This is a genomic window from Microbacterium longlingense (assembly GCF_058349825.2).
This window is the reverse complement of sequence record NZ_JBYRJA020000002.1, coordinates 278958-291380: the sequence shown is the minus strand read 5'-3', so window position 1 is coordinate 291380 and position 12423 is coordinate 278958. Positions and strand designations below refer to the sequence as shown.

At 68.6% G+C, this 12423-nt stretch carries 11 protein-coding genes and 1 tRNA gene; 9 read left to right on the top strand and 3 right to left on the bottom strand.

Features of this window, described 5'->3' with window-relative positions; translation table 11 throughout:
- Positions 1-10 precede the first annotated feature (10 nt).
- Positions 11-86, top strand: a tRNA-Ala gene (locus AC3RXY_RS04335).
- 580 nt (positions 87-666) lie between these two features.
- Here the strand turns inward: AC3RXY_RS04335 and AC3RXY_RS04330 are convergent.
- Positions 667-1467: a hypothetical protein gene (locus tag AC3RXY_RS04330; RefSeq protein ID WP_491509674.1), complete on the bottom strand. Its 801-nt coding sequence runs from the start codon at positions 1465-1467 to the stop codon at positions 667-669.
- A 92-nt stretch (positions 1468-1559) separates the two neighbouring features.
- Here AC3RXY_RS04330 and AC3RXY_RS04325 point away from each other — a divergent pair, with 92 nt between their 5' ends.
- Positions 1560-1991, top strand: a complete 432-nt coding sequence (locus tag AC3RXY_RS04325) for a hypothetical protein (RefSeq protein WP_491509673.1) — start codon at positions 1560-1562, stop codon at positions 1989-1991.
- Between the two features lie 323 nt (positions 1992-2314).
- Here the strand turns inward: AC3RXY_RS04325 and AC3RXY_RS04320 are convergent, their stop codons facing one another.
- Positions 2315-2479, bottom strand: a complete 165-nt coding sequence (locus AC3RXY_RS04320; RefSeq protein WP_491509672.1) for a hypothetical protein — start codon at positions 2477-2479, stop codon at positions 2315-2317.
- A gap of 715 nt (positions 2480-3194) precedes the next feature.
- On the opposite strand from AC3RXY_RS04320, the gene AC3RXY_RS04315 reads away from it, so the two are divergent.
- Together AC3RXY_RS04315 and AC3RXY_RS04310 are read left to right on the top strand one after the other, a co-directional pair.
- The gene (locus tag AC3RXY_RS04315) at positions 3195-4079 is read left to right on the top strand and encodes a hypothetical protein (protein WP_491509671.1); all 885 of its coding nucleotides are present in this window, start codon (positions 3195-3197) and stop codon (positions 4077-4079) included.
- Positions 4061-4372: an ArsR/SmtB family transcription factor gene (locus AC3RXY_RS04310; RefSeq protein WP_491509670.1), complete on the top strand. Its 312-nt coding sequence runs from the start codon at positions 4061-4063 to the stop codon at positions 4370-4372. The genes AC3RXY_RS04315 and AC3RXY_RS04310 overlap by 19 nt, the downstream gene beginning before the upstream one ends.
- 281 nt (positions 4373-4653) lie before the next feature.
- On the opposite strand, the gene AC3RXY_RS04305 is transcribed toward AC3RXY_RS04310, so the two are convergent.
- The gene (locus tag AC3RXY_RS04305) at positions 4654-5664 is read right to left on the bottom strand and encodes an Lrp/AsnC family transcriptional regulator (protein ID WP_491509669.1); all 1011 of its coding nucleotides are present in this window, start codon (positions 5662-5664) and stop codon (positions 4654-4656) included.
- A 196-nt stretch (positions 5665-5860) separates the two neighbouring features.
- Between AC3RXY_RS04305 and AC3RXY_RS04300 the strand changes: the two genes are divergently transcribed.
- The 5 genes from AC3RXY_RS04300 to AC3RXY_RS04280 all read left to right on the top strand — a co-directional run bounded on the left by AC3RXY_RS04300 (position 5861) and on the right by AC3RXY_RS04280 (position 12319).
- On the top strand, positions 5861-7447 hold the full coding sequence (locus AC3RXY_RS04300) for an ABC transporter substrate-binding protein (RefSeq protein ID WP_491509668.1): 1587 nt from the start codon (positions 5861-5863) through the stop codon (positions 7445-7447).
- Between the two features lie 22 nt (positions 7448-7469).
- Positions 7470-8516: an ABC transporter permease gene (locus AC3RXY_RS04295; protein WP_491509667.1), complete on the top strand. Its 1047-nt coding sequence runs from the start codon at positions 7470-7472 to the stop codon at positions 8514-8516.
- On the top strand, positions 8506-10206 hold the full coding sequence (locus tag AC3RXY_RS04290) for a dipeptide/oligopeptide/nickel ABC transporter permease/ATP-binding protein (RefSeq protein ID WP_491509666.1): 1701 nt from the start codon (positions 8506-8508) through the stop codon (positions 10204-10206). Before AC3RXY_RS04295 ends, AC3RXY_RS04290 begins: the two co-directional genes overlap by 11 nt.
- Entirely contained in the window at positions 10203-11015 is an 813-nt protein-coding gene (locus AC3RXY_RS04285; protein WP_491509665.1) for an ABC transporter ATP-binding protein, read from the top strand. Before AC3RXY_RS04290 ends, AC3RXY_RS04285 begins: the two co-directional genes overlap by 4 nt.
- 83 nt (positions 11016-11098) lie before the next feature.
- Positions 11099-12319 (top strand): amidohydrolase, encoded by a 1221-nt coding sequence (locus AC3RXY_RS04280; protein WP_491509664.1) that lies wholly within the window; start codon positions 11099-11101, stop codon positions 12317-12319.
- Positions 12320-12423 lie beyond the last annotated feature (104 nt).

Genomic DNA, 12423 nt, shown 5'->3' with positions numbered 1-12423 from the left:
GGGAGCATCTGGGCCTGTGGCGCAGCTGGTAGCGCACCTGCATGGCATGCAGGGGGTCAGGGGTTCGAGTCCCCTCAGGTCCACCAGAGTTTCTTATGGGAACACGCACATCCGAAGATGTGGCGTGCTCCCGTTCGGCTTTCGCGCCCTCCCGTTCGGACGCGCCTTCCATGCGACAAACGCGCTCGCTGCGAACAGAGCTCCCGGCGAGCAGAGCTCCCCGCACAGAGCGAATCGCGATCTGCACCGGAGAGTCCGGGCCGATCGAGGACGGCCGCAGCCTGATCAGCGCTGCGCCAGCCGCCACAACGATGACAAAGACGTGCAAGGAGCAACCGACGGAACGTTTCATGGCGACCCGCCGTGAAAACAGCCCATGACTGCCGACATCGAGGCGCTGCCACGGCATTGGAGTCATTTTCTGCAGCGTGAGTCAGCACCCGATCCCGGTAGCTTTTCCGGTCGATGAGGATGTCCCCTCGCTCGACGACCGTGAACTCGGAGGACGGGGCCGCGGCGACGCGGATCGTACTGTGCGGAAGGTCAGGGCGCGGCACACAGCCGTAACCGAAGGCGCGAGGCGCTCGACATCGATCAAGGCCGCTCCCCCGACCCCACGTCGGCGCAGAGCCCGGATCTGGTCAGACAGGAGTCGCGAGCTCAGCGTCACACCCCGGGGCCGCGGACCTGGGATTCGTGCCTATCTGTGCCGACGTCGTCGAGAATCTCCCTCGACGTGGATGACGAATGCGTGAGAGGACCGCTGGAGCCGAACAGCCTGCTCGGATCCGCGTCGGCTCCGAGGCGGACTCGGAATGAACCACGGATGAGCGCGCCGAGCGCGGCCAAGTACGTCTTCTTGGCGTGTGCAAGGTCGTCGCTCGCGACGACGCGGGCGACGGTGCTGCGCGCGATGAGCAGCGCCGCTGCTGCGACGTCTTCGATCGTTGTTTCACCGACGACATCCAGCATCCACGCTTCGGCGACGCCGGCGTAGAACGCAGTGAGCCGGCGGATGTCCTGCTCGTCGATACGGGCCAGGGTCCGCCCGATCTCCTGAGACGGGGCCTGGACGGCGATCGCTTGGAAAGCCACGAAGGCCCGCCATCTGTCCGACCGCAGCATCACGGTCAATTCTTCGTCCGCCGCCGCCGTGACAAAGCGGGCAGCGCCGCGCAAACGGTCGTCCTCGGCGGTCAGCGCCTCATCGGCCAGGTGGCGCGCCCGTGCCGGGTCGAGGGTCCCCATTGCGTGCCCGGCGGCGCACTGTTCCAGAGCGAACGCGCTGAAAGCCGACCGACCCGGCCAGATGCGATAGGCAGAGGCCCGGGAGACTCCCGCGCGCTTGAGTATCTGCTCCATTGGCAACTCGGGAACCGCACCGATGCCGCACTCAGCGACATGCTCGATGACAGCGTCGGCGACGAGCGACCGGGTCTGCTCCTCTGTCCGGTGCGTTCGTGGCATAGGACCTCCTTGACATTGAGATACAGCATCTCATACGCTGCAGGAACTGATGAGACTCTGTGTCTCACGACATGCTGATGAGGAGAGTCTCCATGCCCCATTCCCGCACCGCAGCGCTGACCGGTGTCGCCGTTAGCGCTATCGCCATCCTCGTCACGGTGGCGAGCTCTCGCGGCGTCCGATCGGCGCTCGCAAACGCATACACCTACCCGAACGCGCAAGGCGTCGGGCTTGACGAGGCCTCATCGATGACGCTCACCTACCTCTTCGCGATCGGCGGTGCCGCGCTTCTGGTCGCGATGCTCTACCTCTTCGTCCGGCCACTTTCGGACTCGAGAGCAGGCTGGTGGGTCGGTGCAGTCATTGTGCTTCTTGGCCTTGTTGTCGCCATCTACAACTCCACCCAGGAGTTTCCGCTCGCGCTCAAGCTGACCTATTTCCTGCTCCCGCTGGCGGGCATCTTTTGGCTGGCGCTCCCCCGCTCCGGAAAGCAGCAGGGCGCTCACACGATCAGCCCGGCATAGCGGTCGGGACGGCCGCAGATCCTGATCAGCGGCGAGGCGGGACGGCGCCAGATCGGCCGGCGCGCCCGGATCCGTCTGCACCTCCCCGCGAGAGCGCTTGTCCGCCCCAGCTTTGGCATCATGGGCCGGCTCAGCGACACCCGCTCACTCACCGCCCGGTCGGCTGCAAGGCACGGACACACACTCGGAGGGTGGAGGCCCGCCCGACCGGCACAAGAGAGCCGGCACGGGGTTCCCCCAAGAGCTCGTCTGCCGCTCCAGACTTGCAGCGGCGGGCCACCGGAGACCCCGCCGCACACGACATATCCCTATCCGTAAGATCCCTATCCGGAAGAGAACGGGTTGCGGCGGCGCGGATAGTGCTGCGCAGATGCGGCGTTGGCCCCGATAAGCGTGAGGGTGGCGATGCCGTCGGCGATAGGAGCGACATGCCCTCCGATGCGGCACTTCACGACGTCGCGGACGTCTGCGCCGGGCGGTGTCGCCATCCCGCATCCAGCCGGGCCAGGACGGCAAGAGCGATCCCGATGTCTCCCCGTACGTCGCCCTCCAACACGACAGACCCGCGGCGGATGGAGACCAGAACCCGTCCGCGACCCGCTCACGAACCACCGGGTCGCCCCGATCACCGCAGCAGGCCGGGTCACGAAAGCCCGCACGTACGGACCCCCGCCTCCCGACAGACGCGGCCGCGCCGGATAACGAACGTCGAGGCGCCCAGCGCTGAGGCCGCCGACCAGCGCGCATCGGATATGGCGTGCTCGATTCCCTCGATTTCGAGCCCGCGTGAAGCAACCACAGCATCGCGACGTTCTCGTGCACATCGAAGATCCCGACCGTCAGGGGCACGCGCACGAGCACCCGCGATTCCGGGCGGAGGCGACGCACGAGCATGGTGCCATCCGTCACGTAGCTCGCGATGAACAAGAAGTCCACCGGGATGCACCCGGATCGATACATGTCCACCACACCGGTCTCCTGGGAGGACTCCAGCGATGACCGCATGAAAGCCTCACCGAAGTCGGTGCGCATGTCGAGCACCCCGGAACCTCCGCCGGCGACACGAAGCCATAGGCGCATCAGGTTGACTGCCGCCAGGAGAAGGAAAAGACGATCCTCGCCGCCGGACACCAGATCGTTCCGAGGCCGCACCCCGACGGGCCTTATATTTACTCATCCGCATATGCGGATATTCTGTCCACCGTGAAGATCCTCATCATCGGCTCCGGCCCCGTGGCCGTGATGCTCGCTACGTCCCTGCGACCAGAGCACCGCGTCACGCTCGCCACCCGAACCCCCCAGGCAGGGCAACGCAACGTGCGGGCTGTGCCTCTGCCGAAGCGCCGGCATCGGAAGGCGCGGACGCGCGCAGTTCTGCTGGTCGCGCTCGATGCTGCGTCCGGCGACTGGGATCTCGTGGTGAGCACCGCCCCTCCGACGGCGCCGGGAGTCGCGCTGTTCCTCGCCCGCCGCACCACGGCACCGATCATGGCCGTCACGCAAGTCCCCTCCGAGGTGGAAGCGCTCCAGCAGCTCGCAGGGAACCGTCCGTGGGGGCTCATTGTCCCCGGCTTTCTCGCTTGGGGCACCGACCCCGTGTACTGGTGGCAGCTCACGTCGCTCTTCACCCTGACCGGTTCCGCGGCCCCGCTCGTGCAGGGCGCCTTTGTCTCCCGGACCGCGATATCGCCCACCCCGCAGGCGCTGATGAACGCGGCGACCATGATGCCGGTGATCGCCGGGCTCCACGCCGGTGGCTTTGACCTGGCAGCTGCAGCGAGGCAGGCGAAACACCTCGCGCAGGCGGTGAACGAGGCCAGGGCGGGGATCGCGGCGGCGAACGCACTGCCCGCGCCGCGGCGCGTCCTGCCCATGGCGGTGAGCGCCGCGCTGCGGGTACTGCCCCGGATTGCGCCGATGGACTTCCCGCACTACGTGCAGGTCCACTTCGGAGGTCATGCGTCCCAGACGAACCAGCTGCTGCGCGACTGGATCACCGCTGCACGACGGCATGGCCTCGATACAATCGCTCTCAACAAGATCTCGCACGCCCTCAGTCAGGATCCGGAATGGTCACCACCGCATTGAACGACGCCGTGCCGGTGTTCCGGGCGCTCGGGGAACCGAGCCGCGCGCGCATCGTGGCGGCGCTGATCGAACGCCAGGGATCGGCCGCGGTCGGCGACTTACAGCGCGCTGTCGAGCTGCCGCAATCCACCGTCTCCCGGCACCTGCGGGTGCTCCTCGACGCGGGGATCGTGTCCGCGACCCAAGCGGGCACTCAGCGGATCTACCACCTCGACATCCAGGAAAGCGCGCTCGCCGCGGTCGAGGGGCTGACCTCCGCGGTTCGCTCCTGCCAGCACCCGGCGGCCCGCTAAGCCCTGCACGACACTCAGCGCTGCCCGCGGCCTCACCGCCCAGCTCTCCCCCTCGATCGACGGTCTCTGTCGTCGTAGCCGGCTGTTGAGCCTGCCGTTTCCCGAGCGGAACCGTCGCCGACGCACGGCATCCCACGCACCGGGAGGGCGCCACAGCGTTCACGGGAGGATCACCGAAGCGTCGGGCGCTCCCCCGGCGACGCGCGGCGAACACCAACCGGGGTTCCTGGTGGGGGCAGGGCGAACAGACGCGCGGCGCCGAGCGCCAGGGCTGAGGGATGTCAGATGGCCAGAAGACCTCCGTCGACGAAGTGGCTGTGACGCCCCTCCGGCGTGAGGACATGTCCGAGCCGCTTGACCGCCCGAGGCATCAGCCATCTGTCCCGGACCTGAACGTTGGGCAGGATGCTGTGCAGCCGTGTTTCCAGATCGTCCAGGTCGCTGAGGCGCTTGAGCCAGAGGGAGACCATCAGGTTGGCGGGCCCCACCATCGAGGCGCACAGGCGCACCTCGGGGATCGCGGCGAGCCCTGTGCCCACGCGTTCCAGATCCGGGTGAGGAACCTGCAGCCAGAGCACGCCCATCGTGGCATACCCGGCGAAGTTGTGGGCAAGGTCGGTCCGACACAGGGCCCACGGCGCCTGCAGTACCTGTGAGATGGCGCGATTGACCCCGGGAACGCTGCGCCCCAGTTCTGCGGCGACCGATGAGGCGGTGCGGCGGATATCACGGGTGAGTGCTTTCACGACCAGTCGGTGCAGCGGTGTGGGCTCCGCCGGAACCTCTTCAGCCCCCGAGCGCAATGCCTGCAACTCACGCACCTGTGCGGCGCGCAGGCGGTTCAGCCGCCAGTTGGTCGCGTCCTTGAACATGCGCTGGGTGAAGTGCGTGCGCGTCATTCGCACGCCAGGGATGGCGGCCAGGTCCCGTGCGACATAGGCATCGACCTCATCGGTCCGGGACTGACCCACCATGAGAAAGATCTCCCGCGAACCCGAGGTGCAGTCGACCGTGAGGGCGTTCGGGGTCTGCACGATCTCCGCCAGGACGTTCTCCCGCTCTCCGGCGACACAATCGACCTCCACCCAGGTGAGCGCATGCTCCGGCAGATGGTGCTCGTCGACCTGCAGCAAGACACAGGAGCTCCACACCAGACCGTTGTCGCGAAGCCGCTTCCAGCGGCGGGAGAGGTTCGTCGCATCGATGCGGAGGATCGGCTCGAGCTGCGCCCACGATGCACGCGGATGCACTTGGAGCGCGTTCACCAGCAGGAGATCTACGTCGTCGAGCATAAGAGAATCATGCAACAGCACGGGTGTTTTTCTCCATATCGTGCGATAACAAGGCTGTTTTTGCCTCGACCGTGCCGAATCTCCCTCTGATGTGATGGTTCCGCGTAGATACCCCACGATGAATGCCACGGAGCAGGCCACGGCGGAACGCACGCCGGCCCCTCGTCGTCAATGTCGTCGCCCTGGAGGATTCCTCATGTCCCACTCTCGCCTGTTCGCCGCGTCCGCCGGTCTCCTCATGACCTCCGTCACCCTCGTCGCATGCACGGGGAGCCCGGAGGACACTCCGGGTTCAGACTCCGCGGATACTTCCGCGCCGGGCCGCCCGGTGAGCACTCTGCTGATGACGGACCCGTCGACCTTCGACCCTGCCAAGGCCACCGCCGGCGACGACTACACCGTCGACCGTCTGCTCTACGACACGGTGCTGCGTCGCGACGGCGACACCGGGCTCGTCGGCGGCCTCGCCGCGGAGTGGACCGCTCACACGGCTTCCGCGTACGAGTTCACGATCCGTGACGACGCGAGCTGCGCCGACGGCACGCCCATCACCGCGAGTGTCGTGGCCGACTCGCTGAACTACTTCGCCGCTCCCGAGACGGCGTCGAACTTCGCCCCGCTGGTCTTCGGTCCGGGCACGGCGACGATCACCGCCGACGACGCCACCGCCACGGTCATGGTCGAGCTGTCCGAACCGTATTCCAACCTCGAACGCGGGCTGACTCTCGCCCAGGCGGGCGTGATCTGCCCCGCCGGTCTCGCCGATACCGCCGGGCTCGCCGCCGGAACCGTGGAGGGCGCCTTCTCCGGTCCCTACACGCTCACGACGGCGACACCGGGCATCGGATACGAGTTCACCGCCCGCGCCGACTACGACGCCTGGCCGGAGTTCTCCGAGCCGCTCACCGGCCTCGTCCCGGCATCGCTGCACTACGGTCTCGTCACCGACTTCTCGACAGCGGCCAATCAGCTCTTCTCCGGCGACCTGGATGTCGCGACCCTCACCGGAGACGCCTACGACCGTTTCGAGGACAACGACTCGTTCCACGCCGTCCCCGCCATCACGGCGGGCGCGTACATCATCTTCAATGAGCAGGAGGGCAGCGTCTTCGCGGGCGACCGGGAACTGCGTCAGGCGGTCGCTCAGGCGTTCAGCCGGGAGGCCTACAACAACGTGCTCTCGCGTGGGCGCAGCCCGCTGTTCGCCTCGGTGGTCTCGCCCAGCTACGCCTGTGTGAACACCGATGAGGACCTCTTGCCGTCCCACGACCCGGCCGCGGCCGCCGACGTGCTCGCGGGCGCCGGCATCCGCTTCATCCAGTCCAACGGCTTCGGCGATGCCGGTGCCGGCGGCGAATACATCCAGCGGGCGCTCACCGAGGCGGGCGCCGAGGTGCAGCTGAGCACCGTCGACAACGTGGCCTGGGCGACGACGATCAACACGCCCGGGGGATCCTGGGACATGACCATCATGGGCGACATCAACGCCGTGCAGGTCATCAGCGCCTCGCTCTCGCGGGTGATGGGGCCCTCGATCGCCGAAGGCGGACGCTCCATCGGCGGCGCCGACAACGTCGAGGGGGCCGAGGCACTGACCGAAGGTCTGCAGACCGCTGACCCCGACGAGCAGTGCGCTGCCTTCGAGCGGGCGCAGCAGGCGATGCTCGAGCGGGTCGACGTCGTTCCCCTCGCCGGTGTCATGACGTACACCATCAGTGCCGCGGACGTCACCGTCCGCGGCTTCGGAGACTACGTCGACCCGTCGACCGTCCGCGTCGACTGACGTCTGTCGTCCGGAGCAGATCATGGCGATCGTCAGCGTTCCCCCCACAGGAGGGAACGAGACCGCCGCGGCCCCCGCCGGTGCCGCGAAGCCCTCGCGCACCGGCGGGGCCGGCTTGTGGATCGAGTTCGCCATCAAGCGCGCCTTCGGGCTGGTGCTCACCCTGGTGGTGCTGGTGGTGGTGACCTTCCTCATCGTCCCCCTCATCCCGGGTGACCCCGCCGTCCAGGTCGCCGGAGCCGATGCGACGCCCGCCCAGGTCGAGGCCGTGCGGGAGGCGCTCGGGCTCAACCTGCCCTTCGCCGAGAGGTTTCTCGCCTACGTCGGATCGATACTCGACGGGACGATGGGCCACTCCTTCACGCTGAACAGGACGGTCTCCGAGATCGTGCTCGCCCGCCTCCCCTACACCGCGAGCCTCGCGGTGCTCGCGATCGTGGTGACCCTGGCCATCGCCGTTCCTCTGGGTATGAGCGTCGGGATCCTCACCCGCGGGGGACGTCGTCGCCTTCTCGACCAGGTGTTCACCTTCCTCACCGGGCTCGTCGCCGCCATCCCCGGCTATGTCATGGCGACCCTCCTCGTCCTGATCTTCGCCGTGTGGCTGGCCGTCCTGCCGCCGGCGTACTCGCGAGCCCATCCCGAGCTGTCCTTCGTGTTGCCGGTCGTGGCGCTGTCGATCGCGCCGATCAGCGTCATCGCCCGCGTCGTGCGCCGCGAGACCGCGGTCGTCCTCGAACAGGACTACATGCGGACGGCGGCGGGCTGGCGTCTGGGCGCGCTGAAGCGATACGCCGTCTACGCCCTGCCGAACCTGCTGACCTCGACCCTCACCCTCTCGGGGCTCATCCTCACCTCCATGCTGGGCGGTGCGGTGATCATCGAGACCGTCTTCGCCTGGCCGGGACTCGGGCTCGGGATCGTGCAGGCCATCACCACCAAGGACTATCCGCTCATCCAGGGCATCATCCTCCTGCTCGGGGTGCTCGCCGCCCTGCTCACGCTCCTCGTCGACATCATCCTCGGCATCGTCGACCCCCGCACCCTCGGAGGCAAGCATGACGACTGACGTCCCCGCGGCCCCCGCCCGGCCCCGGCGGCTGCGCCTCACGCCCGGCCTCGTCTCCGGCCTCGTCCTGTTCGGTCTGGTGTGCATGGTCGCCTTCGTCGCGACGCCGTTCCTCGGCGGCCCCGCCGACTCACTGAGTCCCCAGACGAATTTCCCCTCCTCGTGGGAGCACCCTCTGGGCACCGACTCCTTCGGCCGCGACACCCTCGCCCGGACGATCTCGGCCGCGCGGCTGACGCTGATCATGACGGCCATCGCCACGGCGATCTCCGTCGGCGCCGGTCTCGTCATCGGCACGACGATCTGGCTCTCGCCGCGCCGCATCCGGGAACCCGCCCTGCGCGTGCTGGAGGTGGCGGTCAGCTATCCGGGGCTCCTGGTGGCGCTCGTGATCTCCGCGATCCTCGGCGCGGGCACGGTCGCGGTCGTCCTGGCGATCGGGCTCTCCAACATCCCTTCTTTCGCTCGTCTGACCGCGAACCTCGCCGCCAGCGTCTCCCGGCGCGAGTTCGTCTCGACGGCGCGTCTGCTCGGCGTCCCGGCGCCGCTCGTGGTCACCCGGCACGTGCTGCCCAACATGTCGGAGCCGCTTCTCATCCTCATCGCCACCAGCTTCGCCGTCGGCATGATGGAGATCTCCGGCCTGTCGTTCGTGGGCCTGGGCGTGCAGGCACCCGAGTACGACCTCGGAAAGATGCTCGCCGACGCGCTGCCGGCGATCTACTCGCGCCCGATCGAGGTCGTCGGCCCGGCACTCATGATCACCCTCACGGCGCTGGGCGCGATGCTCATCGGCGATGGGCTGGCGGCCGCGGCCAATCCCCGATCCGGCAGGCGCGGTCTTCGTCCCGCGCGCCTCCCCGCCGCGATCACAGTCGCGCCCGCATCCGGGGCCCCGCTGGTCGAAGTCTCGGACCTGCGCGTCTCGCGCAGTGACGGCGTCGAACTCGTGCGCGGCGTCTCGTTCACCATCCGGGAAGGGGAGATCCTCGGAGTCGTGGGAGAGTCGGGCTCAGGCAAGTCGCTGACGGCGATGTCGCTCGCCCAGCTCCTCCCGGATGCCCTGCGGGTCTCGGCCGGCGAGCTCCGGGTCGGCGACGTCGACGTGCGGGGCTTCGTGCCCGCCCGCAGGCTCGCCACCGACATCGCCCTCATCTACCAGGATCCGGGCACGACCTTCAACCCCGCCCTGCGGCTGGGGCGTCAGCTGACCGAGGTGCTGCGCACGCACCGCGGGCTCTCCCGGAGGAAGGCCGAGGACACCATCGTCAAGGCACTGGACGCCGTGCGTATCGCCGGCCCCCGCGAGCGACTCGGACAGCACCCTTATCAGCTCTCCGGAGGGATGCGTCAGCGCGCCATGATCGCGACCGCGCTGGCGAGCGAGCCGCGCCTGATCATCGCCGACGAGCCCACCACCGCACTGGACGTGACCGTGCAGGCGGAGATCCTGCGCGAGTTCCGGCGGATCAACCGCGAGCGGGGGCTGTCGATGCTGTTCATCTCGCACGACCTCGGCGTCGTCGAGTCGCTCTGCGATCGCGTCCTGGTGATGAAGGACGGCCTCGTCGTCGAAGAGATCACCGCGGAGCAGCTGGCCACGCGATCGGTCTCGCATCCCTACACGCAGCGACTGCTCGCGGCGACGCCCACGATCACGCGCGCCGGCCAGGAAGGAGCCGCGGGATGACGGCGACGAAGACCGCGGGCGCGTCCGACGCGCAGCACGATGCCCTCCAGGTCGACGAGCTCGTCGTCTCCTTCGGGCACGGCGCCGGGCGCACGACGATCTTGAAGGGCGTTACCACGGCGGTCGGCACCGGACGCACGGTGGGGCTGGTCGGTGAGTCGGGGTCGGGGAAGTCCACCCTCGCCAAGGCGATCGTCGGCATCGTGCGGGCCGACTCCGGAAGGATCCGCATCGACGGGAACGATGTCGCGAAGATGCGCACCGCGGACCGGAGGAGTCTTCGCCGGGCCGTGCAGATGATCCCGCAGGACCCCTATTCCTCGCTCGATCCGCGCCGCACGATCGGGCAGACCCTGGCCGAGGCGATCGACCCGCGTCGCGCACGGGTGAGCGCCCATCGCGAGCGGATCGTGGAGTGGCTGGAGAACGTCCGGCTTCCCGCCGACGCGATCGACCGCTATCCGCACGAGTTCTCCGGCGGGCAGCGCCAGCGCATCGCGATCGCGCGGGCGCTGATCATCGAGCCGCGTTTCGTGATCGCCGACGAGATCACCTCCGCCCTCGACGTCTCCGTGCAGGCCGACATCCTCGAGCTGGTGGACCGGCTGCGCGTGCAGCTGGGGCTGTCGATGCTGTTCATCTCGCACAACCTCGCCGTGGTGCAGCGCGTCTCCGACGACGTCGTCGTGCTCCTGCACGGCGAGATCGTGGAGCAGGGTCCGGTCGCGCAGATCTTTGACGCGCCGGCGCAGGAGTACACCCGCCGGCTGCTCGATGCCGTCCCGGGATCGCCGGGGTTCACGCTATGAGCACCCCGGTCGACACGAGGGATCTCCACCGCCGTCTCCGTCACCGGGCAGACGAACGGCCAGAAGAAGGAAAGGAAGGCGCTGTGACCGAGGACCAGCTCACCGAGCTCAAGGCGCGTGCCGCCGCCGACATCCGCGCACGCCGTGAGGAACTCCTGGCGATCAGCCACGAGATCCATGGCAATCCCGAGCTGTCGTGGGAGGAGCACGCCGCCGCCGCGCTCGTCGGACGAACCATGGAGAGCGCCGGGTTCGACACCGAAGTGGGCGCCTACGGCATCGCGACGGCCGTCGAGGCCATCACCGGCAGCGGAGACCTCACCCTCGCGATCTGCGCCGAGTACGACGCCCTCCCCGGCATCGGGCACGCCTGCGGCCACAACGTCATCGCCACCGCCGCGATCGGCGCAGCCCTCGCCCTCGCGCCGTTGACCGCCGCCGCGGGGCTGCGGGTGAAGCTGCTCGGCACGCCCGCGGAGGAGCGCGGCGGCGGCAAGGTCGACATGCTCGCGGCCGGCGCCTGGGAGGACGTCGACTTCTCGATGATGGTGCACGGCTTCCCGGGCGCGGACGTCTCGGCGGGCCTGGTGACGACGACCGCGGTGGACCGGTACGAGGTGGAGTTCCTCGGGAAGACCTCCCACGCGGCCGTCGCACCCGAACAGGGCGTCAACGCCGCGGCGGCCTCGACGCTGGCGCTGACCGCCCTCGCCCTGCTCCGCCAGCAGCTGCCGAAGCAGGCCGAGCTCAACGCCTTCGTCTCGCTCGGCGGGGAGGCGACAAACATCATCCCCGACCGCACCGTCATCCAGGTGGAGATGCGCGCCTATGAGCTCGATGTCTGGCGCGACGTGAAGAAACGCGTCCTCGCATGCTTCGAGGGCGCCGCCCTCGCCACCGGATGCCGATGGGGCTGGCGGCAGACGGAGCATCCCTACGCCCCACTCAGGAACGATCCGCTGCTCGCCGATGTCTGGGATCGCAATGTCGCACAGATCGGGCGCACGATCGTGCCGCCGCCGGAAGCCGGAGCACGGGGATCCACCGACATGGGCAACGTCTCGCAGGTGGTGCCCTCGCTGCATCCGGGCATCGCGTTCCTGGGGGAAACCACGCCGCCGCACAACCCCGGCTTCGCAGCCAGCGCCGCAGGCCCCGCCGGGGACGACGCCGCCATCGACGGGGCGATCCTCCTCGCATGGACGGCGCTGGACCTGGCCTGTGATCCCGCACGCCGGACGCGGTTGCAGCAGCGCCGCGCGGAGCGTGCGGACGGTGCGACCCGGATCGTGTTCAGCGTGTGATCGCGGAGACGGCCCGAATGGGTCGTCCCGGAGCCGCCGACGGTGAACTCGGATCCGACGCTCGAGCGCAGCCGTGTGGACCTTGGATCCTGCGGCGCAAGCTG

What these genes read in the sequence shown, in the direction of transcription:
- AC3RXY_RS04330 (WP_491509674.1), bottom strand. Translation starts at nt 1,467, where the DNA reads ATGCCACGAACGCACCGGACAGAGGAGCAGACCCGGTCGCTCGTCGCC.
- AC3RXY_RS04325 (WP_491509673.1), top strand. Translation starts at nt 1,560, where the DNA reads ATGCCCCATTCCCGCACCGCAGCGCTGACCGGTGTCGCCGTTAGCGCT.
- AC3RXY_RS04320 (WP_491509672.1), bottom strand. Translation starts at nt 2,479, where the DNA reads ATGGCGACACCGCCCGGCGCAGACGTCCGCGACGTCGTGAAGTGCCGC.
- AC3RXY_RS04310 (WP_491509670.1), top strand. Translation starts at nt 4,061, where the DNA reads ATGGTCACCACCGCATTGAACGACGCCGTGCCGGTGTTCCGGGCGCTC.
- AC3RXY_RS04305 (WP_491509669.1), bottom strand. Translation starts at nt 5,664, where the DNA reads ATGCTCGACGACGTAGATCTCCTGCTGGTGAACGCGCTCCAAGTGCAT.
- AC3RXY_RS04300 (WP_491509668.1), top strand. Translation starts at nt 5,861, where the DNA reads ATGTCCCACTCTCGCCTGTTCGCCGCGTCCGCCGGTCTCCTCATGACC.
- AC3RXY_RS04295 (WP_491509667.1), top strand. Translation starts at nt 7,470, where the DNA reads ATGGCGATCGTCAGCGTTCCCCCCACAGGAGGGAACGAGACCGCCGCG.
- AC3RXY_RS04290 (WP_491509666.1), top strand. Translation starts at nt 8,506, where the DNA reads ATGACGACTGACGTCCCCGCGGCCCCCGCCCGGCCCCGGCGGCTGCGC.
- AC3RXY_RS04285 (WP_491509665.1), top strand. Translation starts at nt 10,203, where the DNA reads ATGACGGCGACGAAGACCGCGGGCGCGTCCGACGCGCAGCACGATGCC.